Consider the following 21517-nt stretch of genomic DNA (forward strand, 5'->3'; position numbering starts at 1 on the left):
GATTAGTTAATTAGGATAGTAAGTAGGTAATGCCGATATGCTTAGCATATCGGCATTTTTCGTTATAAATACTTTAACCAAGGCTTGTTAGCCTTACGCTTGTATTCACTAAACTTCTTGGTTGGCCAATAAAGCCCTACTGCCAACAACAAAGTAATAAACCAAATACCTGATATATCACTGACTCCTAAATATTGCCCTTGATTTGCCCCCCAGATCAGCATGCCTATTTGATACATAAATAGCAGTACATAGAGGTGGAAAATATAAAAGAACATAGGCACAGAGCCATATACACGTAACGCATTAGTAAAGCGGTTGAGTGGTCTTTCAAATAACCACAAGCCTACAAACATGCCTGCTAACGTGATCAACAAAAAGCTCAGTGACGGTGGGTACTTAGTCACGTTAAACACCGACATCATGGTTTCGGTTGTAGTGCTAAACGTTTGCCACGGCATAGTTTCACCATAAATATTAAAACCACGCAGCAGCGCAAATAACCCCACACATATCAGGGCTAACAGCAGCAATGCTCGTTTACGTGAATCCGCCGATTGAGTGTGCGCATATAAAGGACCTGCACAGTAACCCAATAAGATAACACCAATCCAAGGCAGCACTGGGTAGCTAATTTTTACATCGATTAAACCACCTTGTGATAGATAGCCTCGGTCATGCAAAATCGTCCACAGCGAGTAACCAAACTCATCGGGCGTAAAGCTGATTGGGGTCAGTAAATTATGGCCAAATACAATAACTAAACCAAGCACCAGCAATAGGTTGCGTGGCAGCTTAATCAATGCTGCTAACACCAGCATACAAAGGCCAATCGCCCACATCACTTGTAGCCAAATGGTGTGGTAGTAACCCATCCACGAAAAACAAATCAGGGTCACTTCGAGGGCGATTAAAAACAGCCCTCGCTTGATTAAAAAGCTTCGTGCTGAGCGCGCCACGCCACTTGCTGGGTGACTATAAAGCCACGCCGACAAACCGGTTAAAAAGATAAAGGTTGGTGCACAAAAGTGCGCAGCAAAGCGGCTCCAAAAAAGCCCTGGCGAAGTTGTATCAACCACCATGGGATCGGCCACCTGCATGTGCAAGAAAAACCGCTCTCGCACATGATCAAGTAACATCAGCAGAATAACGACACCACGCATGATGTCGATACTGTGAATACGGCTTTTAACTTGCTCAGAAGTCATAACTTACGCCAAGTTTAAATTGCGTCGGCGCACCTGGGTAGGCCCACAATGCATTGTAAGAACTGGCAATATACTGTTCATCAAACACGTTATCGACATTCAATGATACCGTCGTACCTTCAGTCGCTCGCCATTTAGCAAATAAACCAACAGTTTGGTAACTCGGTAAACGAAAAGTGAGATCAGCTGGGTCGCCTAAGCGGTCAGACACATATTGATAATGACCACCAATCTTTATTTCTTGTGCGAATAGATTTAGGTCATGGTTTAAGCCGATCGAAAGGTTATTCTTTGGTACGTTCACAAGTGGGCTGCCCTTAGGAATTGGCACTAACCAATCAACATTTAGACTGTCTGTCGCAGTCTCGGCATCAACATAGGCATAAGATAGGTTGTACTCGGTATTGTCACCCAATGACCCTGTTAAATCTAACTCAAAACCTGTGCTATTTGCTTTACCTACAGGTGTTGAATAACCCACATTTACTGGGTCTGCCACCAGCATGTTGCTCTTACCCGCATCAAAATAAGCAAGCGTTCCGCTGATATTGGCGTAGCTAAATTTAACACCCACTTCAAACGAGTCACTTTCTTCAAAACCGAATGGATTACCTTCAGCATCGGTGCCGCTCAGTGGTAAAAAGCCTTCTGAATAGCTTGAGTAAAGGTTAATGTCGTCATTAAGTGCGTAAACCACACCAAAACGTGGACTAATGCGGTTTTCTTTGCTGTTTGATGCCACACCAGACTTAGTCTCAAAAATATCTTGTTCAATTTCATCAAAACGCAGACCTAACATCACTTTTAAGTTATCGGTTAGATCTAGTTGGTCTTGCAGGTAAATACCGTACGCATTTTGCTGTTCGTTATTTTCGTACTGCATGCCCACTTCAGGGCCTTCAGTAGTGCTGTACTCTGGCTCATAAATATCAATGGTGTAAGTGCCATTACCACCACGGTAGCGATAAAGCCCAGTGCGCAGCTCATAGTCGTAACCGTCAACACCAATCAATACATGGTTGGTGATACCGGCAACATCAAAGTGACCGCTTAATTCAAAACGCAGCGATAAATCATCAGACTCATAGTCACGGTATCTGTGCTGGCGAGTTAAAGTTCTACCATCATCAAATAATGACTGACGTGATGGTGAAAGCTCAGCATCTGACGAATAACCCGTTAACGTTGCAGTACGGTAACTAGCACCTAATAACAAGCTCCAATCTTGGTTTAGATCGTTGCTGTAATTTAATTGATGGCCGCGTGAGTGCACTTTGGTTGGTGCATCATTTGGGTTACCTAAAAAGCGTGACTCAGGCACGGTATCAAAATCACCATTTAACACCACAATACCGCGGTCATACATTTGCTGTTGATCAACATACTCAAACTCATAAGTCAGCGATGAGTTATCGTTGATTTGATAATAAAGCGAAGGCGTAATCACGAATTTGTCGTGGTGTACATAGTCTCTGAAGCTGTCACTATCTTGCCATGCGCCATTGATGCGAAACGCTAAATCATCACTTAAACCGTTAGTGTAATCACCTTGAATACGCTTGTGATCATCGCTACCGAACTCAGCTTGAAGTTGCCCTTGCTGATAAAACTGTGGCTTTTTAGTAATAATGTTTACTGTACCACCCGGCTCCGAACGGCCATAGAGTGCTGAGCCAGGTCCTTTTAATACTTCGATGTATTCAATGTTTGATACATCACGCGGGCCTGCAAAGCCGCGACCACCACTAAAACCGTTAACTAAGTACCCAGACGGCATATTTTCGTTACCTGACAAACCACGAATTGAATAGCTATCCCACAGTGCTCCACCATTATTCTTACGAGTAATACTGGCAGAAAAATCCAGTGCATCACGAAACTTTGTAATACCGTTATCAGTCATCATATCTTTACTTAGTGTGGTGATCGATTGCGGTAAATCTTTTGTTGGAATATCACCACGAAACGCCTGTTTATGTTCAATGGTGATCGTTTCGATATCGCTGTTATCAGCTGCATGTGTATTCGCTGCAAACGCCGCAGCTAAGGCTAAACAAAGAGTTGAGTACTTCATAAGGTCTGATTGTAAAAAGTTAAGAGAAATGATTTGTTATAAAATAACACAAATAAAGAATAGGTTATAGTATAACAATACATTTACCCCTTAATTTTAGCCAAGCCTCTAGTTTACAAAGATAATTTTTAACGCTAAATTTGGACTAGATTAAAAAACAAACAAGTTAAGGAAAACTATGTATAAATCACTTTTAGCATTAACGCTCGTATGCGCATCAATCAGCTCATTCGCAAACCCTGATTTATCACGTAAATTTCCATTTGTTGATATTCAAGCGCAGGTACTCGATACCACTACAGATAAGCCTAGCTGGCAACGGCTGCCACCAATGCACCATGTACAATACCCGACAGGGCTGCTAAATCGACAAGGCAGTGGCTGCGCTATTGTCAACTTTCAGGTAACGCCAGAAGGCAATGTGAAAAACTTAAATATTGAAAATTCAGCACCTAAGCGCTTTAGTAAAGACGTTAGAAAGGCAGCAAGGCAAATAGTGAGAGACTGGCAATGGCCAGAGCGCACGGATGAACAAGTGATTGAGTTAACCATGCGTTTTGATTACTGCTTAACTCACGATTTCGATAAAAAGAGTGAAGCCGTTGCCATGTGCGTTGAGCATTCAGAACAAGCCTGCGAGTAAACAATAAATTTGCCGTGTAGATACTTGAGCCAATGCCAGCTATTGCCTACAATGGCGCACAATTTATTCAATGCAGATCGCAACTATGACTGATACACAAAAACCAGAATTACCAAACCAACTTTCTATCAATCCACGTAGTAAATTTTATGTGGAAGAAGTTTTCGAGCATGAAATTGGTGTAAAACTTAACGGCAAAGAGCGTTTTGACGTTGAAGAATATAATATCAGCGAAGGCTGGATCAAAGTCGCTTCTCCAAAAGCACTTGATCGCCGCGGCCAACCTTTACTATTAAAAGTAAAAGGCACTGTAGAAGTATTCTACAAGTAATTCAGTTTTGCTGAATTAGCTTGTTGGCCAACACAATGGTTGGTCAACAAGTTTATATCTTTACGAGCTTAGACACTCAGCCCCTCGTTTTTTCCCACACAAGCGAAAGTTAAACCAATGCCCGGTGACTACAAAGAGCGAACCCAATAAAGTAAGTACTTTTTCGCCAGCCTCACCAATAACATTTTCGCCAAGCAGCACCGCTGCAGACAACAACACCAGCCCTGCACCACCTAGCATCAATAATCGATAACGTTTATGTTTTTTACACCCTAAAAATAGTGCTAATAAGCTGCTTGGCAGTACCGCAACTAACATCCAAAAATGAAATTGCTCGTTACCTAAACCCAGTGCTGCAGCACTTGGTAATAAAACCAAAAACACAGGCACAGCTAAACAGTGAATAACACACATAGCTGATAACCCGATGGCAAACTTGTCCATTATTTCTTGTAATTTCACTGAATAATTCCTACAAAATTGAACACATGAATTATAAAAAGTGCATCAAGCAAGTTTTGCTTGGCACTCATTGCATACTCCCAGCATTTCAAATTGCTTTGTTTGTGAGGTAAAACCTGCATCATCAAAATGAGGGAAAAGCTTTGCAACATCACTGTGTGAAACCGCTAAAGTCTCAACTTTTTGGCAGTGACGGCAAATCAAAAACAAAGAATTCTCACGCTTAAAAACCTCACTGTCGGTACCGTAAGCGATATATTTGTTAGCACTATTAAGCCTGCGAACAAGGTTTACCGACTCCAAAAAGCTCAAGATTCGATAAACAGACATAACAGATACACTTGAACTTGTGCGCAGCTTGTAGCAACTGGCCAATTCGTAGGCCGATAACGGCACGTCTGTGGTTAGTAATATTTGCAGTATTTGCTTGCGCTGAATGGTGAACTTTCTGCCATGCTCAAGGCAAACCTGCTTCGCTTTATTAAGTGTGCTGGTTAATCGCTGTTTATTCATAGCGGCCACTCAATATAAGGTTTTGTTGCTGTCAGCTCTGCTATCCCTTGCGCTTGCTCTGTGATCCACTGTGCTTCGATAACAGATATTGCTTCAGCCCATGCAAATAAAGTAACAGTGACTTTAGAAACGGGCTTATCACAGTTAAACGAGTATTCAACTTCTAAGTCTTGATGTGCATGATGAGTGTGATGCTCAAATGGGTTTTCAAAATTTGCTTGAGTAAGCTTACATTCGCCGTTAAATGTCACTAGCTGCTGTGAATTTGCTAATTGGGCTAACGTTTGTTTAATGGTTTGCTTTTGCTCAGCTGTCTCGGGCTGATGCTCAAAGCCAAAAATATCTCCAGCCGGTAAAATGAACTTAACCTGCCACTTGTCTTGATCATGAACCACAAAAAGCACTCCCTCACCATGTGAATGATGATAGTGTTGATGCCCTTGAGCTGAAAAAATACATCCAACCATAAAGCATATCACTGCTAATTTTGCTGCTTTCATAACCCCAATCACTCCATTTACCTCACTTTAAACATGCTGTTACAAAAAAGAATAAAACTCATTCGTCGATTCACACTTGATACATTATAACAATTAAAGCACAATTGATACATTATAACATATCTATAATGGTGAATAATGAATAACATCTCAAGAGTGGCTGTCGTCATAGCAGCGTTATTACCAGCCAGTGTTTTGGCACAATCAATCAAAGGCGTTGTTTTAAATAACCAAGGTAAAGCGGTGGCTAATGCCACAGTTGACCTTGAAGGGTCTGATCAAAAAGTAATAACTAACGACAAAGGTGAGTTTGAAATCAGCGGCTTAAATAACGGCTTAAAAGAGCTACATATTTCAGCGCCAGGTTATGCTCACTTACATCGAGATATCACACTTGCCAATGACCAAGACCACAGCGCAACCTTTAATCTAAAACGCTCACCGATTGAAGTGATTGATGTTGAAGCAACGCCGATTCATATGTCGGCAATGGAATCTGCCTCACCTGTTAGTGTGTTATCTGGCGAACAATTAAGACGCCAACAAGCATCAACGCTTGGCGATAGCCTCGAAAAGCTGCCGGGCGTTAACACAAACTTTCATGCCAAGGTTGCCAGTACGCCTGTGATCCGTGGTTTGAGCGGCCCACGTGTTTTAATTACGCAAAATGGCTTAGATGTGAGTGATGTGTCACGTGTTGGCCCTGATCACTCAGTGGCATCGGAAGCATCAACAGCGCAGCAAATTGAAGTATTACGTGGCCCAGCAACTCTTTTTTATGGCAGCGGTGCAATTGGTGGTGTCGTCAACGTAGTTGATAGTCGCGTACCAACAGACAGCACAACACGTGGTGAATGGAACCTAGAACATAACTCTGTAGATGAGCAAAAAGTTGCTTCGTTTAATGCCACCACAGGAACAGAGTCATTTGCCTTTTATGCTGATGCATTCTGGCGTGAATCAGACGATTACGAAGTACCTGTTGCCGCCGATATTGACGACACAGAGCACAGCTCAAAGTACGCAGTAGAAAACAGTAATGAAGACTCAGATGGCTTTACTGTAGGCACTAGCTACTTATTTGAGCAAGGTTACCTTGGTGTTGCGGTTGAGCAGTTTAACCGCCAATACGGTATTCCTGGCCATACTCATGGTGAAGAAGAACATGATCACGAAGAAGAGCACAGCGAAGAAGAAGCTGTTTTTGCTGACCTTGAACAAACCAAAATCCAGCTACTTGGTGAATACAATATCGACAGTGAGTGGCTAAGCAAAATTAACTTACGTGCAGGCCACACAGACTACGAACACGCTGAAATCGAGCACGGTGCTGTAGGCACAACTTTCAAAAATGAAACCAATGAGCTGCGCGTTGACATTCTGCATAGCCAATTTGATGAGTGGAATGGCGGCGTTAGCTTTCATTACAAAAAAAGTGATGTAGAAGCACAAGGCTCAGAAGCATTCACCCCTCCTTCTGTTACCGAAAGTATTGCTTTTGCAATTATGGAAGAAAAGCACTTTGGCGATTTTTTAGTGCAATTAGGCGGCCGTGTTGAGCGAGTTACTATTGATGCTAATAATGTGCTGTTACCTGAGAACGATGCCCATGCACATGATGAAGACGGTGATGAGCACGACCATGATCATGACCACGAAGAATCAAACTACACACGCGTATTTGATGTTGCCCAAGAGTTTACACCGGTAAGCTTATCAACAGGTGTGGTATGGGATTTTACACCGGGTTATAACCTAGGTTTATCGGTATCGCGTTCTGAGCGTGCTCCGTCTGCTTCTGAGCTGTTATCTTTCGGCCCACACATTGGTACTGCAACTTATGAAGTTGGTGCGCTATTCGACACTCATGATGGTCATTTTGAGCTATCAGAAGAGGCTATCGACTTAGAAACAGCAAATAATATCGACCTGACATTCCGTAAAACAGAGGGTGATGTTGGCTTTATCTTCAATGCTTTTTACAACCAAGTAGATAACTATTATTACCAGAATAACACAGGCCTATACGCTGAAAGCGGTCATGATCACGACCATGGCGACGAACATAATCACGAAGAAGAGCACGATCATTCATCTGAACTACCGGTTTATTTATTTAAAACAGACGATGTGATTTTGCATGGTTTTGAAGCGCAAGTTGCTTGGCAGCTAACCGACGAATTTAAATTCGACTTATTCTCTGATTATGTACGCGCGCGCCTAAAAGACGGCGGAGATTTACCACGTACTCCACCACTGCGTTTTGGTACTGAGTTTAGCTATCAAACAGAGAATCTAACGGCAAATATTCACGTTACGCGCTACCAAGAACAAGACCGCATAGCACAACAAGAAACCACAACAGACGGCTATACCCTTGTTGATGCCAGCATTTCTTATGACTTATCGGTATTGAACCAAGACCTATCGCTTTATTTAAAAGGCACAAATTTAACGGACACAGAAGCCCGCGTTCATAGCTCATTCTTAAAAGATATTGCACCACGCCCTGGGCGCAGTTTTGCGCTTGGTGTTCGCGGCTACTTCTAAAACAAAATTACAAATAAAGGAAACCTACATGACACACTTATTTAGATTAAAACTATTGGCACTGGCAATTAGTAGCACCCTGATCACCGCATGTGGTGATGCAGAAACGAATATTGTTGAGAAAGACCCTATCGAGGTTCCTGACGACAGTGGTGATGACCATGATCACGATCATGATGACGGTTATACCATTGACTCAATGGGCCGTTTAGCGGTTTTAGCAGCTGATAGCAACGAAGCGAATATCTTTGATTTAGATGACAACTCATTACTAGAAACGTTTTCGCTTATCCATGATTCAAGCTCACTAAATGTTTCACCAAGCTACCGTTATGCAGTTATTGCTAACCGCAGCCAAGATTACTTAGGCTTTATCGATGGCGGTTTATGGCGTGAAGATCATGGCGAGCATTTACATGATTATAAACAAGGCCCTGCATTTAGTGACTACGAGCTAACAACGGGCAGCCGCCCTACTCACATCGTTAAACATGATGGTCAAATGGCCGTGTTTTACGATGGTAATGCCGATGCAGGTACGGTTGCCTCTGTAGAAGTGTTAACCGATAACGACATTGCTAACGAAACAGAGACGCTTGCTGGTATTCAGTACGACATCAATATGCATGGTGTTGCAGAGCCACGTGGCGAGCACCTAGTTGCAACATTGCGCCGTGCTGATAGCGAAAGCACTTCAAACGCTAAAATTCTGCCGGATCAAGTGGGTGTTTTCCACCTTCATGACGGTGAATATGAGCTTGAACAAACATTTGAAGTTACTTGCCCAGATTTACACGGTGCAGCGCAAAACCATGATTATGTAGCATTTGGTTGTGGTGACGGTGTACTGGTAGCCCACCAGCATGATGATGAATATCATGCAGAAAAAATCGCCAATATTGATGCTCTAGGTGATACACGTATTGGCACATTATATGGCCATGAAGGTAGTGAAAGCTTTATTGCAATTGCATCGGGTGTATTTGTAAGTATCAATCCAAGCGAAGCTGAAATGGAAGTTCTTGAGTGGCAACTTGATGAAGGCGCAAGTGCTGTATCTTACTCATTCTCAGCAAGCGGAGAGCACTTTTTAGTGCTTGATAGCTTAGGCTTTTTAAACGTGCTTGAAGCTCATGAGCACGACGGCCACATGCACTGGGAGCTTGCCGGTAAAGTAGATATCACTGAAGAAGACGTAACAACGATGCCAGAGGGCATGAACTTCAGCATGACTGTGTCACAAAATAGTGAGTTTGCTTACGTTGCTGACCCTATCGCTCAGCACATACTAAAAGTACATATCGAAGATCTTGAAATTGAAGGTGATCTTGAACTGACTTTTGCACCAAGCGCCATCACTTGGTTAGGTATCGCAGAAGAAAGTGACGATCACGACCACTAAGAAGTTATGTTTTATGGTATGACATAGCTCGCAAAGGTTGGCATTTAATGCCAACCTTTTTTTATTCATATTTTGTAACAGACTTTCATCGCATCAGCATCGCTATTTGAAACTGAATTGTTATGATGTAACAGTTCCCAAAATAGGATGTAATCCCATGAAAAAACTAACAACGTTGGCACTGGCCATGGCTGCGACACTGGCACCTTGGGCATCAGCTTACGAAACAAAAGACACGCGCTTACTGCGCTTTCCAGATATTCATAACCAAAATGTTACCTTTGTGTACGGTGGTGATATTTACATTGCTAATACGCAAACAGGCGAGAGCAAACGCTTAACCGACCATATTGGTTTTGAAACCTTCCCTAAGTTTTCACCTGACGGTAAACGCATTGCCTTTGCAGCCGAGTACAATGGCAGCCGCCAAATTTATGTAATTAACAGCGATGGTTCTGGCTTAAAACAACTGACTTACTACAACGATGTTGGCCCTATGCCACCACGCGGCGGTTTTGATTATCGTGTTCTCGATTGGACAGCGGATGGCAAAAATGTGGTATTTCGTGCTAACCGCACACCGTGGGGTAAACGTATGGGTCGTCCATACATGGTGCCTGCTGACGGTGGCCTTGAGCAGCCTCTGGCTATTCCAGAAACAGGCGGCGGGATGCTTTCGCCAGATGGTAGTAAATATGTTTACACGCCAATTGACCGTGAATTTCGTACTTGGAAACGCACCCGTGGCGGTCGTGCACAAGATGTCTGGGTTTACGATCTAAAAAACAATACCTCAGAGCAGCTAACCACTAACCGCGCTACCGATCAGCAACCAACCTGGGTTGGCGACAACATTTACTTTGTATCTGACCGTGATTACACCCTTAACCTGTATCAATACCAAAAAGGCGCTGAGCCGAAAAAGCTAACCAACCATAAAGACTTTGACGTACTGTGGCCATCAGCTGGCCCAAATGCTGTTGTTTATGAAAACGGTGGTTACCTTTATCGCTTTGATCCAAAAACTCAAAAAAGCAGCAAGCTAAGTATTAACATTGCTGGTGTGCGTCAATACGCAATGCCGTACACAAAAAATGTGAGTGACTTTATCGACTCAATGTCGATTTCTCATGATGGTAAGCGTGCACTCTTTACTGCCCGCGGTGAGCTATTTAGCGTACCGGTTAAACAAGGCCCAACACGTAACTTATCTTACACAGCAAAAGGCCGCGAAATTGACGCAAGTTGGTCGCCAAATGGCCGTTATATTGCTTATATGAGCGATGAAAGTGGCGAATACGAAATTTACTTAAAAGACCGCAGTAAAAATAATGCCACCAAGCAGCTAACCAGCAACGGAACTATTTGGCGTTTTACACCTATTTGGTCACCTGATAGCTCCAAACTGTTATTTGCAGATAAAAACCACACACTCTGGTGGATAGATGCAAAATCAGGAAAACAACACAAAATTGATACCAGCATCTACGATGAAGAAGGCATTCGCCAATATACTTGGTCGCCAAATAGCGAAGACATTGTGTATGTGAAAAACAATGAAAACCGCTATGCCTCGTTGTGGCACTACAATGTTGATAAAAAGAAAGTAACTCGCTTAACGGATGAAATGACCAATGAGCAAAACCCAACTTTCTCTCCTGATGGTCAATACCTGTATTTTAGTTCTGAGCGCGACTTTAACTTAGCCTTCAGCAGCTACGAGTTCGACTACATGTTTAATCGTGCAACGCGTATTTATGCCGCAGCCGTAAATGACAGCATCAAACCACTTATCGCACTACAAAGTGACGAAACAGCGATCGTCAGCGATAAACAAAAAGATGACGACAAGAAAGCGAAAAATACCCTGCAAAGCAGCGACTTTATGCAGCGCGTTACCGCTTTAAATGCCCCCGCTGGTGATTATCGCGGTTTAACGGCAGTAAAAGGTGGCGTGCTAACACTGGCTAATGGTGGCCTTCAATTGATAGGCACAGCTCATGACAGCGAGCTTGAAACTGTGGCTAAAGGGGTTCGTAGTTATACTATTTCGAGCAACGGTGAACACCTGTTAGTACATGCGGGTAACGATTACAGCTTAATTGAGCCTAAAGCAAAACAAGACCTAGCAGCGAATAAGCTTGATCTTAGTAACATGACCTTAAAAATTGAGCCACAAATTGAATGGCAGCAAATGTATGTTGAAGGCTGGCGTACATTACGTGATTGGTTCTACGATGAAAATCATCACGGCCAAGATTGGGACGCTATTTTAGCCAAGTATCAACCTATGGCTGATGCTATCTCACACCGTAGTGACCTAGATTACATTCTCAGTGAAATCGCAGGTGAAATTAACTCAGGCCACATTTATGTGCAGTCGGGTGATATGCCAAAAGCAGAGCGTAAAAAGCACGGTTTATTGGGTGCAAAACTTGCCAGCGATCCATCTGGATACGTAAAAATTGAGCAAATTTTCCAAGGTGAAAACTGGCATGAAGACTTCCGCTCACCGCTTGGCACAACAGGGGTAAAAGCACATAACGGCGACTACATCATTGCCGTAAATGGCCGCTCAGTAAAAGACGTCGCTAACTTCTACGAATTACTAGAGAACACTCAAGGTGAGCAAGTTGAGCTAGTCCTTAACAATAAGCCGCGCAGCAAAGGTGCATGGCAAGTTACCGTTAAGCCTGTAGCGAGCGAGCAAGGTTTGCGTTATTTAGACTGGGTTAACTCTCGTGCAGCCTACGTTGATAAACTATCAAATGGCCGTATTGGTTATGTTCACTTACCAAATACAGCCTACGAAGGTAACCGCGCCATGTTCAAAAACTTCATGCCGCAAACCACCAAAGACGCCATGATTATTGATGACCGATACAATGGCGGCGGCTTTATTCCTGAGCACATGATCACCTGGCTTGCTCGTAAACCGCTTAACTATTGGAAGCGCCGCGGTGTTGAGCCAACGAAAACACCACAATTTGCTCATGATGGTCCAAAAGCCATGCTGATCAATGGTTACTCAAGTTCAGGCGGTGATGCTATTCCTTACTACTTCCGCCAAGCGGGGTTAGGTAAGCTTATTGGTACCCGTACTTGGGGTGGATTAATTGGTATTTCAGGTAACCCAAGCCTTGTCGATGGCGGCCAAGTTATCGCGGCAACATTCCGCGTTTTAGATAACGATGGCAACTGGATCATCGAAAACGAAGGTGTCACCCCAGATATCAAGGTGGTTGATCGCCCAGAGCTAATCTACCAAGGTAAAGATCCATCGATTGAACGTGCCGTAAAAGAGCTTTTAAAAGAGCTAAAAGACAATCCGAAAAGGCCACTCACCGTGCCACCAGCACCGACTGACTTTTAATACTTAACTGATTGTTAAAAAACAAAAAACCCCGCAGCAATGCGGGGTTTATTTTTGCTAAATGCTTAATATTCAAACTTGTATATACAAATAGTTCAAGCTAAGTCAGACCATGCTAAATTGAATTTACGTAAGTATTTTTGTAATCGAGTAGAGTCATTGGCTTGTGCTTTTTTGGTACGACTCACATCAAATAATTCACGCCCAGCTGAGGCCATGCTTGAATGCTGCTCACAGATACTAAGTACATAATTTAACTGAGCAATATCAAACTGATCTAAATTCGCTATTTGCTCTTCTGACAAATAGTGAGCAAGGCGATTAGATGCTTTAGGTTGCACATTAGATTGCCATGAGTCATGTAACCGTGCGATTTCGTCATTGACATCCGTCACAGTGATACGCGAAGAGCTCGCCAAAGTACATAAACGAGTAATTGCAGAGCTTAAATCACGAAAGTTTCCACGCCATACTGCTTGCTTCGACATAGCAAACTGCTCAAACAGCTGCTTTGCTTCTTTATTGAATTGAATTCGCTGCCCAGTTTTTTGCTCAAATAAACCCATTTCATAGTCAATATTGGCAGGTATATCTTCTTTTCTGTCTTTTAATGCCGGTAACTGATAGCTCCACAAATTGATACGTGCTAATAAATCTTCACGAAACAGTCCTTTTTCGACTTCGGCTTTTAAGTCTTTATTAGTGCCAGCTATGAGTTGAAAATCACTCGCAACAGTTTGATCACTGCCAACTGGATGAAAGGTCTTATTTTCAATGGCGTGTAACAGCATTGCTTGCTCTTCTAAACCAAGCTCGCCAATTTCATCTAAAAACAGCACACCATTATTTGCAGTGAGTAAGTAACCGCTTCGCTCTCTTTGAGCACCAGTAAAGGCCCCTTTTGTGTGGCCAAACAAAGCAGCCATGGCATTTTCACCACGTAACGTGGCACAGTTAACCGACACAAGCTCACCTTTTAAAATGGCGCGCTTCTTTTTCAGTTTATAAATTCGCGTTGCCAACTGGCTTTTACCAGCTCCCGTAGGGCCCGTCAGAAGCATAGGATCATCTGAACGAATTGCCACAACTTCAATCTGCGCAATCAACTTATTGAATGCACTGTTTTTAGTTTGAATACCGCCTTTTAAAAATGCATTACCTTCTAAATGCTCTTTATCAAAACGAGTGGCAAGTTGATCATACTTAGATAAGTCCAAATCAATAATTTGAATCTTACCTGTCGCTTTATTTTGATTATGCTTATCGGGTGATGTTTGAATTAAACGCCCAGGAAAATGACCACTCTCGGTTAATAAGAAAATACATATCTGCACAACATGGGTGCCAGTCGTGATATGAAAAAAGTAATCGTGCTGATCAGTATCAAAACGCTGTTGATGACACCAATCATAGAGCTTGGCGTAAACCTCTTCAAAATCCCAAGGGTCTATAAAGTTAATATTTTCAAGGCATACCGTGGTTTCTGGGGAAACTGACTCAATATCTACTGCAACATTATTCGCTAAACGAGAGCTATGAGTATCATGCATCATATACAGCTTATTAACGATGAACTCTTCTTGACTACATAAGCTGACATTGGGTCGCCATCTTGCCCAACGGTCTACGCGCTTACCCACATAGTCTAATTGAGTTCCGAGAATACTCACCACAATCGTACTTTTCAAAACATATCCTTATAGATAGAAACTGTATCCATTTAAATACCAAATAACACTATCGTCAAGTAGCTCATCACCCAACACAAACTACAAAAAAAGAATAAAAAATATAAAAATCAGTGTGTTAAAAAATAAAAAAACACTCTTTTTTAGTTGTGGCACAGCTCTTGGAATAAAGAAGTGTGATTAATTAGGAGTGATTCAAATTATGTGTAATAACTACAACACAATCGAACAACAAGGACAGGTACCTATAAAGACATGGACAAAAGGCGTACCGTTTGAAGATGCAGCTATTGCTCAATTAAATAATATTGCGCAAATGTCGCTAGTTCATTCTCATATCGCGGTCATGCCAGATGTTCACATGGGCAAAGGCGCCACAATAGGTAGCGTCATTCCCTCTGTAGATGCGGTGATCCCCGCAGCGGTAGGCGTTGATATTGGTTGCGGTATGGTTGCAACGAAAACAACGTTAACGGCTTCGCAACTGCCTGATAATCTGGCGGCAATTCGTCATGCGTTTGAAGCAGCGGTACCACATGGTCGAACGGGCCGTGGTAGAGGGGCTCGCGACCGAGGTGCTTGGCATAATATTCCTGATGTTGTTGCTGGTGAGTGGCAAAAGCTTGAGAAGCGGTTTGAAAAAATCTGCGCTAAGCACCCTGCAATTAAAAACAGCAATCATGTAAATCACCTAGGTACGATGGGCACAGGCAATCATTTTTTAGAACTATGCCTAGATGAAAACAATGCAGTTTGGATCATGCTGCACTCTGGTAGCCGAGGAGTTGGTAACCGCATAGGCACTTACTTTATCGAGCTGGCTAAAAAAGAGATGGAGCGTCATCAAATCAACTTACCTGATATGGATCTTGCGTATCTGAAAGAAGGAAGCGAATACTTTGATGACTATGTTGAGGCTGTAGAATGGGCGCAAGATTTTGCAGCTAAAAACAGAGAGATCATGATGTTTAACGCTATAAAAGCGCTTAAAAAGCAAATACCTATCGCTTTTGAAACCGCGGAGCTTGCTGTTAACTGTCATCATAACTATATCTCGCGTGAGCATCACTTTGGCAAAGATTGTTTTGTAACACGCAAAGGAGCGGTACGTGCACAAAAAGGTGAAATGGGGATTATTCCCGGAAGTATGGGAGCGCGCTCTTTTATTGTTCGCGGCTTAGGAAACCCAGATAGCTTTAATAGCTGTAGTCATGGGGCTGGCCGAGTCATGTCTCGTACAAAAGCTAAAAAGGTCTTTAATATTCAAGATCAAATAGCGGCAACCCAAGGGGTAGAATGCCGCAAAGATGCCGCGGTGATTGATGAAATTCCGCATGCGTACAAGGATATTGAAAAGGTTATGGCAGCACAGCAAGACTTGGTTGAGGTTGTGCATACGCTAAAACAAATAGTCTGCGTAAAAGGATGATAATGAACTATTTAATAATTGATGGTGCACAAGGTGAAGGCGGAGGGCAAATACTTCGCACCGCCCTCACCTTATCCATGTTAACCAAGCAAGCCATTGAAGTTGTTAATATTCGGGCCAAGCGAAAAAAGCCTGGCCTGTTACGCCAGCACCTAACCTGTGTGTTAGCAGCACAACAAATCTGTGATGCCGAAACAGCAGGAGTTGAACTGGGCTCAAACCATATTCGCTTTGCGCCTAAACAAATAAAAGCGGGGGATTATCACTTTGCGATTGGCACAGCAGGCAGTACAACGCTTGTATGCCAAACTGTATTACTGGCATTAGCGACAGCAAAGCAGCCCTCTACCATAACCTTTGAGGGTGGCACACATAATGGCATGTCACCTTCACTGTGCTTTTTTAAGCACTGTTATTTGCCAGCTTTAGCAAAAATGGGGGTACATTGCGAGCTTACAGTTACCAAGTATGGCTTTTACCCTGCCGGTGGTGGCAAATGGCAGTTAACCATTTACCCGTGTAAAACATTAAAGCCCTTTGCGCATTTTGCACCGCCAAGTAAGGATGCCAAAAAGTCAATTAAAGTACTTGTTAACAAGTTACCGGGACATGTTGCGAAGCGTGAAATTAGCACTGTAAAACAATACCTTGATTGGACAAGCGCTGAAACCACGATCACTCAAGTAGAAAGTATAGGAGCTGGAAACAGCTTGCAGCTACATATAACATCAGACACTCATAACAGTATTTTTGAAGTTATTGGTCAACATGGTGTTGCAGCACAAAAGGTGGCTCTCAAAGCGGTAAAGCAGGTTACACAATTTACCCAATCAGTAGCGGCAGTAGAAGAACATCTGGCAGATCAGCTGCTTTTGCCATTAGCTTTGGCCGGTAAAGGCGAGTTCAAAACCAATGAACCAAGCTTGCACAGCTTAACCAATGCAGAGGTCATCAAAACGCTTTTGCATGTAGAGATAACGTTTACTCAGCTTGATGATAACCTTTGGCAGGTATCATTAACTGATACCTAATTAGGATGATCGGCAATGGAAAACACATTAAAACATGTTTATTTAGTCGGCGGTGCAGTTCGCGACAAATTGCTAAACAGGGCGGCAGCTGATCAAGACTTTGTTGTTGTGGGTGAAACACCAGAAACCATGTTAGCCCTAGGCTTTGAAACTGTTGGTAGTGATTTTCCAGTATTTTTACATCCAACCACCAAGCAAGAATATGCCCTCGCTCGCACTGAACGAAAGCAAGGTCGTGGCTACAAAGGGTTCACGGTGAATGCCAGTACCAGCGTAACTTTAGAAGACGACCTTGCGCGACGAGACTTAACTATCAATGCAATGGCGATGAGTGCCGATGGCGAGCTTATAGACCCATTTAACGGCCAACAAGATTTAAATAACAAGGTACTTAGACATACATCAGCAGCATTTGCTGAAGATCCGTTACGTGTACTGAGAGTGGCTCGATTTTTAGCTCGTTTTGGTGAAAGCTTTAGTATACATCCTGATACCAAGGCATTAATGATGCAAATACACCAACAAGGTGAATTAGCTTATTTAACGCCAGAACGGGTTTGGAAAGAAACAGAAAAAGCACTTGCTGAGCCCCACCCTGAGCTTTACTTCAAGACGTTGTATGGTTTAGGTGTGTTTCCAGAAATAGATGCAATGAGTGGTGTTCCCCAACCAAAAGAACACCACCCTGAGGGCGATGTTTACACCCATACACTGTTAGTTTTGCAAAGAGCGGCTCAGCTAAATTTTGATGTAGAAACTCGCTTTGCCGCATTAACGCATGATTTTGGCAAAGCGACGAGCTTTGAGCTAAACGGCAATTTACATGGCCATGAACAACGCGGCGTGGCAGTGATCAAGGCGTTTTGTCAGCGTTTAAAAGTGCCTAAACGGTTTTATGAGCTGGCAGCATTAACCAGTGACAATCATACGCGTTGTCACAAAATCGCAAAGCTAACACCAAAAACATTACATAAATTACTTGTCGACAAGCTAAATGCGCAAAATAAGCCTGCGCGCTTTTTGCAGTTTTTGGATGCGTGTCAGTGTGATGCGCAAGGACGGGGACCAAGTTTTATACATCGTCCTTATGCGCAACGAACACTTGCACTGGATTTAGTAAAACAACTAAACAAGCTAGATAAAAAAGCACTTGTGCAACAAGCAATACGCCAAGGTAAAAGCGGCATAGCCATCGGAAAAGCAGTTCGCGAAGCAGAAATAAAGCAACTACGTGATTACTTCACGGAGCAAATTAGTAAGGAAACAAAATGAATAACACAACAGCACACTCAGCAATCGATGATAGTGTAAGAGCTGAAATAATGCGACGCATAAAAGCCGCAGAAGCAGAACATAACGTTAAAGTGTTATTTGCTATTGAGTCGGGTAGCCGAGCATGGGGATTTGCAAGTCCTAACAGTGATTATGATGTGCGCTTTATTTATGCGCATGCTAAAGATTGGTATGTAGCAATTGATGTTGAAGAGCAAAGAGATGTAATTGAATACCCAATCGTCGATGAAATCGATATAAATGGTTGGGATATTCGTAAAGCACTCAAACTATTCAGCAAATCAAATCCCGCGTTTATTGAGTGGATACAATCACCCATAGTGTATGTTGATGATGGCTATTTTGCTGCACATGCAAAGCGGCTAATGCCACAGATAGTGTCATCTCATAAAGGCATTTATCATTACCTGCATATGGCAAAAGGTAACTTTAGAGAGTATCTAAAAAAAGAGCGTGTTCCGCTGAAAAAATACTTTTACGTATTACGACCACTACTGGCGATTATGTGGCTCGAAAAATACGATGAACCAGCCCCAATTGAGTTTGATAAACTAAGGGAGCTTGTCAAAGAGAACCTTGCATTGGATGCTGCGATTTCAGATTTGCTCGCCCGAAAAAGGGTAAGCCTAGAAAAAGAATACGCGCCAGCTGTGCCTGTAATTAATGAGTTTATCGAAGCAGAGTTAACACGGCATGAAAACTACACAGCTAACGTAAAGAAGAAAGTCGTCGATTTTGATGCTTTAAATCAGTTGTTTAAAACGACACTTATGCGATACGAGAGCGAATAGTTTTGTTATTTAAAATTTAAAAGGAATTATATGAAAAAGCTCATTACTTTGCGTTTACCCGCAATTTTAGCAAGCCTGATATTAATAGCGGGATTGATTTCATTAACATGGGAGAGTGGCACTTCCTATGATGATGGAGGGCTGGGTACGTTTTCATTTATTATCTTAATGCCAATAATGATATTAAGAAGCCTGATAAAACTCCCTGTATGGGTGCTCGTTCCTACGATTAGTGTTGGCCTATTCTATCTAGATTATTTTTTAAATAAGCGCTTAAAAAACAAAGAATAGGCTCGCAATGCGAGCCTATTTTGTAACAATTAAAAACGACCAAATTGATAAAGTAGCTGCCCTGCTTCGCCAATCACTAATTGTCTATGTGTTTGGCTTTGCCAAGGCCATTCAAACTTTTTAAGCTGATTTTGCTGCACGTCATCACTGACGCTAAACGTTCTATTGTGGTTGTATTGTTTTAAGCTTTTAGCACTTAATTGAAATACCACTAATGTGACTAATGCCCCGTAATTAATAGCTAACTCAATCAATGGTTCTCTAAAGTCTTTACGAGTGTTTGTAGCATCCCACACTAGGTTTCTTTTTTCAGCTAGTGCCTTTTTAAAGCGTTGCTTAGCAAGTTGCAAAACTTGCCCGCGACTTTTTTGGCAGCTACGTTTACCGTTAATTTCAGCCCTAATGTCATCAAGTGAGATGACTTCAAAATCGACTAAGTTATTTGCGATCCAAGTTGATTTCCCACTGCCGCTGATACCACACATAATGTAGCAATGACTGTACTGCTGACAGGTTGTATAGTTTTTCGCAATGGCTTCTTCGACAAGCTTAATGTCGCCATCGGCTAACTGTTTTATGGCATAACCATCCAACAGTGTTTGCTCTGACTTAGTAGGCTTAACCTGTATCCGCGCTAAATATGTAGTTGTGGGATTAGTTACCCCCCATAACTCATAATCTTGTGCAAACATGCGATACTGCTCTAACAAATCAAGCTGTACTGCCAAGTCATTGCAAACTCGACCGCGCATATCGGCTAATTCAAGCCAATAGAGAAGTTCTAAATCTGCATTTAGTGACAACTTGAAATAATCACTAAACTCTTGATTTTTAATCACAAGGCGTTTTGGCACTTGATGAAAACCCACCAAGCCCATAATTACCATGATCACACTGTGCTCAAGCGGAAGCTCTATCAACTTCGTTGCTAAATAACTTGCACCAATTTCTTCGTGTAACGGAGCTACAACCCTTAACTGACCTTGAATCTCCTTTTTTCGGGTGGTCAATGGCTTGGCTATATCATGCAGTAAGGCAGATAAAATCAATGCTTGTCGCTTTTTACCTGTGATATGAGAAGCCTCAGCAGCAAGCAACTCATAAAGTGCTTTAAGCACTAAATCAGTATGTATTGCGACATTACCTTCTGCATGCCAAATTGAATCCTGCTCTGTTTGCTCAAATTCATTTAATAACGGAAAAAAGCGCCCTAGATTCATTACACATTCGGCAAAACTAGGAGTATTTTGCAGCTCAAGGCTGGCTAACCAGTTTTCAACTTTTTCCATGCTTGCCCCCTGCCGATTTTTGTAAACCATTTGCAATAACGTCTGCGTACATCCAATGCTGCTCGGTGGTTACATGGTTATTTCTAACCCACTTAGCTACCGCACTTGCAAAATCTTTGTAATGAAAATCTTCAGCAAGTCGCACCACATAGCCTTCTTGGTTCACTGTATCTATCGAAATAGCTTTAATTGTTTGCTCACACCAAAGACCAACATACAGCTCCTTTGGTGTTGTTAGCCCCAAGCTTGCAAGAAACCGCTTAGTGTCTTGCCAACTTAAACACTGATTGAGCTCATTCCACACAGAAAAAGCCATAAAATAACTTGGCAAATTGTTGTATGAGATTGAATGCCTTGCATAAAGGTTCTCACCACAAATACGCCATCCGATTGGTATTTTATAACCAACTTGCGCTTGCAGTGCTTTTACCCAAGCGCGCGATGGATGAAAGCGGCTATCAATCGATCTTGCATGAATGTAGTCATTGTATAAGGTGGTATTTTCACCATCCATTTTTTCAGTGACCACAACTAGTTTGCCAACAAAATGGCTTAAATCTCGTTGCTTTACGTCGTCATTCGTAGCCCCCAATGACCATGGAAGGTGTGGGGTACGAGGATATTTAATTCTCATCATATTTCTCCATAT

General features: G+C 42.4%; 18 protein-coding genes. 10 read left to right on the plus strand and 8 right to left on the minus strand.

Going from position 1 to position 21517, the window contains the following annotated elements:
* Positions 1-62: 62 nt before the first annotated feature.
* Both HUS61_RS13185 and HUS61_RS13190 read right to left on the minus strand, forming a co-directional pair.
* Entirely contained in the window at positions 63-1208 is a 1146-nt protein-coding gene (locus HUS61_RS13185) for a DUF1624 domain-containing protein (RefSeq protein ID WP_175082650.1), read from the minus strand.
* Complete coding sequence (locus HUS61_RS13190) at positions 1198-3282, minus strand: TonB-dependent siderophore receptor (RefSeq protein WP_175082651.1); 2085 nt, start codon at positions 3280-3282, stop codon at positions 1198-1200. Before HUS61_RS13190 ends, HUS61_RS13185 begins: the two co-directional genes overlap by 11 nt.
* Positions 3283-3460: 178 nt before the next feature.
* On the opposite strand from HUS61_RS13190, the gene HUS61_RS13195 reads away from it, so the two are divergent.
* Both HUS61_RS13195 and HUS61_RS13200 read left to right on the plus strand, forming a co-directional pair.
* Positions 3461-3925: an energy transducer TonB gene (locus HUS61_RS13195; RefSeq protein WP_058586016.1), complete on the plus strand. Its 465-nt coding sequence runs from the start codon at positions 3461-3463 to the stop codon at positions 3923-3925.
* 85 nt (positions 3926-4010) lie between these two features.
* Positions 4011-4256 (plus strand): DUF3297 family protein, encoded by a 246-nt coding sequence (locus tag HUS61_RS13200; protein WP_171037140.1) that lies wholly within the window; start codon positions 4011-4013, stop codon positions 4254-4256.
* Positions 4257-4316: 60 nt separating this feature from the next.
* Here HUS61_RS13200 and HUS61_RS13205 read toward each other — a convergent pair whose 3' ends face one another.
* Genes HUS61_RS13205 through HUS61_RS13215 form a run of 3 tightly spaced genes read right to left on the minus strand, consistent with a single transcriptional unit; the run spans position 4317 to position 5731 of the window.
* Positions 4317-4718 (minus strand): MerC domain-containing protein, encoded by a 402-nt coding sequence (locus tag HUS61_RS13205; protein WP_282658905.1) that lies wholly within the window; start codon positions 4716-4718, stop codon positions 4317-4319.
* Between the two features lie 45 nt (positions 4719-4763).
* On the minus strand, positions 4764-5231 hold the full coding sequence (locus HUS61_RS13210) for a Fur family transcriptional regulator (RefSeq protein ID WP_175082652.1): 468 nt from the start codon (positions 5229-5231) through the stop codon (positions 4764-4766).
* Complete coding sequence (locus HUS61_RS13215) at positions 5228-5731, minus strand: DUF2796 domain-containing protein (protein WP_175082653.1); 504 nt, start codon at positions 5729-5731, stop codon at positions 5228-5230. The genes HUS61_RS13210 and HUS61_RS13215 overlap by 4 nt, the downstream gene beginning before the upstream one ends.
* A gap of 138 nt (positions 5732-5869) precedes the next feature.
* Here HUS61_RS13215 and HUS61_RS13220 point away from each other — a divergent pair, with 138 nt between their 5' ends.
* The 3 genes from HUS61_RS13220 (at position 5870) to HUS61_RS13230 (ending at position 13056) form a co-directional block, all read left to right on the plus strand.
* Positions 5870-8281 (plus strand): TonB-dependent receptor domain-containing protein, encoded by a 2412-nt coding sequence (locus tag HUS61_RS13220; RefSeq protein WP_175082654.1) that lies wholly within the window; start codon positions 5870-5872, stop codon positions 8279-8281.
* Between the two features lie 28 nt (positions 8282-8309).
* Positions 8310-9683 carry a 5-methyltetrahydrofolate--homocysteine methyltransferase gene (locus HUS61_RS13225; protein ID WP_175082655.1) on the plus strand — a complete coding sequence of 458 codons (1374 nt, stop codon included), beginning with the start codon at positions 8310-8312 and terminating at the stop codon, positions 9681-9683.
* Between the two features lie 157 nt (positions 9684-9840).
* Complete coding sequence (locus HUS61_RS13230; protein WP_175082656.1) at positions 9841-13056, plus strand: S41 family peptidase; 3216 nt, start codon at positions 9841-9843, stop codon at positions 13054-13056.
* Between the two features lie 95 nt (positions 13057-13151).
* On the opposite strand, the gene rtcR is transcribed toward HUS61_RS13230, so the two are convergent.
* The gene (gene rtcR, locus HUS61_RS13235) at positions 13152-14744 is read right to left on the minus strand and encodes an RNA repair transcriptional activator RtcR (protein WP_175082657.1); all 1593 of its coding nucleotides are present in this window, start codon (positions 14742-14744) and stop codon (positions 13152-13154) included.
* A 202-nt stretch (positions 14745-14946) separates the two neighbouring features.
* On the opposite strand from rtcR, the gene HUS61_RS13240 reads away from it, so the two are divergent.
* The 5 genes from HUS61_RS13240 to HUS61_RS13260 are packed head-to-tail and all read left to right on the plus strand — an operon-like array spanning position 14947 to position 19579.
* On the plus strand, positions 14947-16173 hold the full coding sequence (locus HUS61_RS13240; RefSeq protein WP_175082658.1) for an RtcB family protein: 1227 nt from the start codon (positions 14947-14949) through the stop codon (positions 16171-16173).
* A gap of 2 nt (positions 16174-16175) precedes the next feature.
* On the plus strand, positions 16176-17204 hold the full coding sequence (gene rtcA, locus HUS61_RS13245; protein ID WP_175082659.1) for an RNA 3'-terminal phosphate cyclase: 1029 nt from the start codon (positions 16176-16178) through the stop codon (positions 17202-17204).
* 15 nt (positions 17205-17219) lie between these two features.
* On the plus strand, positions 17220-18476 hold the full coding sequence (locus HUS61_RS13250; protein WP_175082660.1) for a multifunctional CCA addition/repair protein: 1257 nt from the start codon (positions 17220-17222) through the stop codon (positions 18474-18476).
* Positions 18473-19288, plus strand: coding sequence for a nucleotidyltransferase domain-containing protein (locus tag HUS61_RS13255; protein ID WP_175082661.1), 816 nt, complete (start codon positions 18473-18475; stop codon positions 19286-19288). The genes HUS61_RS13250 and HUS61_RS13255 overlap by 4 nt, the downstream gene beginning before the upstream one ends.
* A 30-nt stretch (positions 19289-19318) precedes the next feature.
* On the plus strand, positions 19319-19579 hold the full coding sequence (locus HUS61_RS13260) for a hypothetical protein (RefSeq protein WP_130167314.1): 261 nt from the start codon (positions 19319-19321) through the stop codon (positions 19577-19579).
* A 29-nt stretch (positions 19580-19608) separates the two neighbouring features.
* On the opposite strand, the gene HUS61_RS13265 is transcribed toward HUS61_RS13260, so the two are convergent.
* Both HUS61_RS13265 and HUS61_RS13270 read right to left on the minus strand, forming a co-directional pair.
* Positions 19609-20868 carry an AAA family ATPase gene (locus tag HUS61_RS13265; protein WP_175082662.1) on the minus strand — a complete coding sequence of 420 codons (1260 nt, stop codon included), beginning with the start codon at positions 20866-20868 and terminating at the stop codon, positions 19609-19611.
* Positions 20855-21505 (minus strand): RNA ligase family protein, encoded by a 651-nt coding sequence (locus HUS61_RS13270; protein WP_258536004.1) that lies wholly within the window; start codon positions 21503-21505, stop codon positions 20855-20857. The genes HUS61_RS13265 and HUS61_RS13270 overlap by 14 nt, the downstream gene beginning before the upstream one ends.
* Positions 21506-21517 lie beyond the last annotated feature (12 nt).

This window comes from Pseudoalteromonas sp. 0802, from assembly GCF_013350085.1.
Classification (GTDB): domain Bacteria; phylum Pseudomonadota; class Gammaproteobacteria; order Enterobacterales; family Alteromonadaceae; genus Pseudoalteromonas.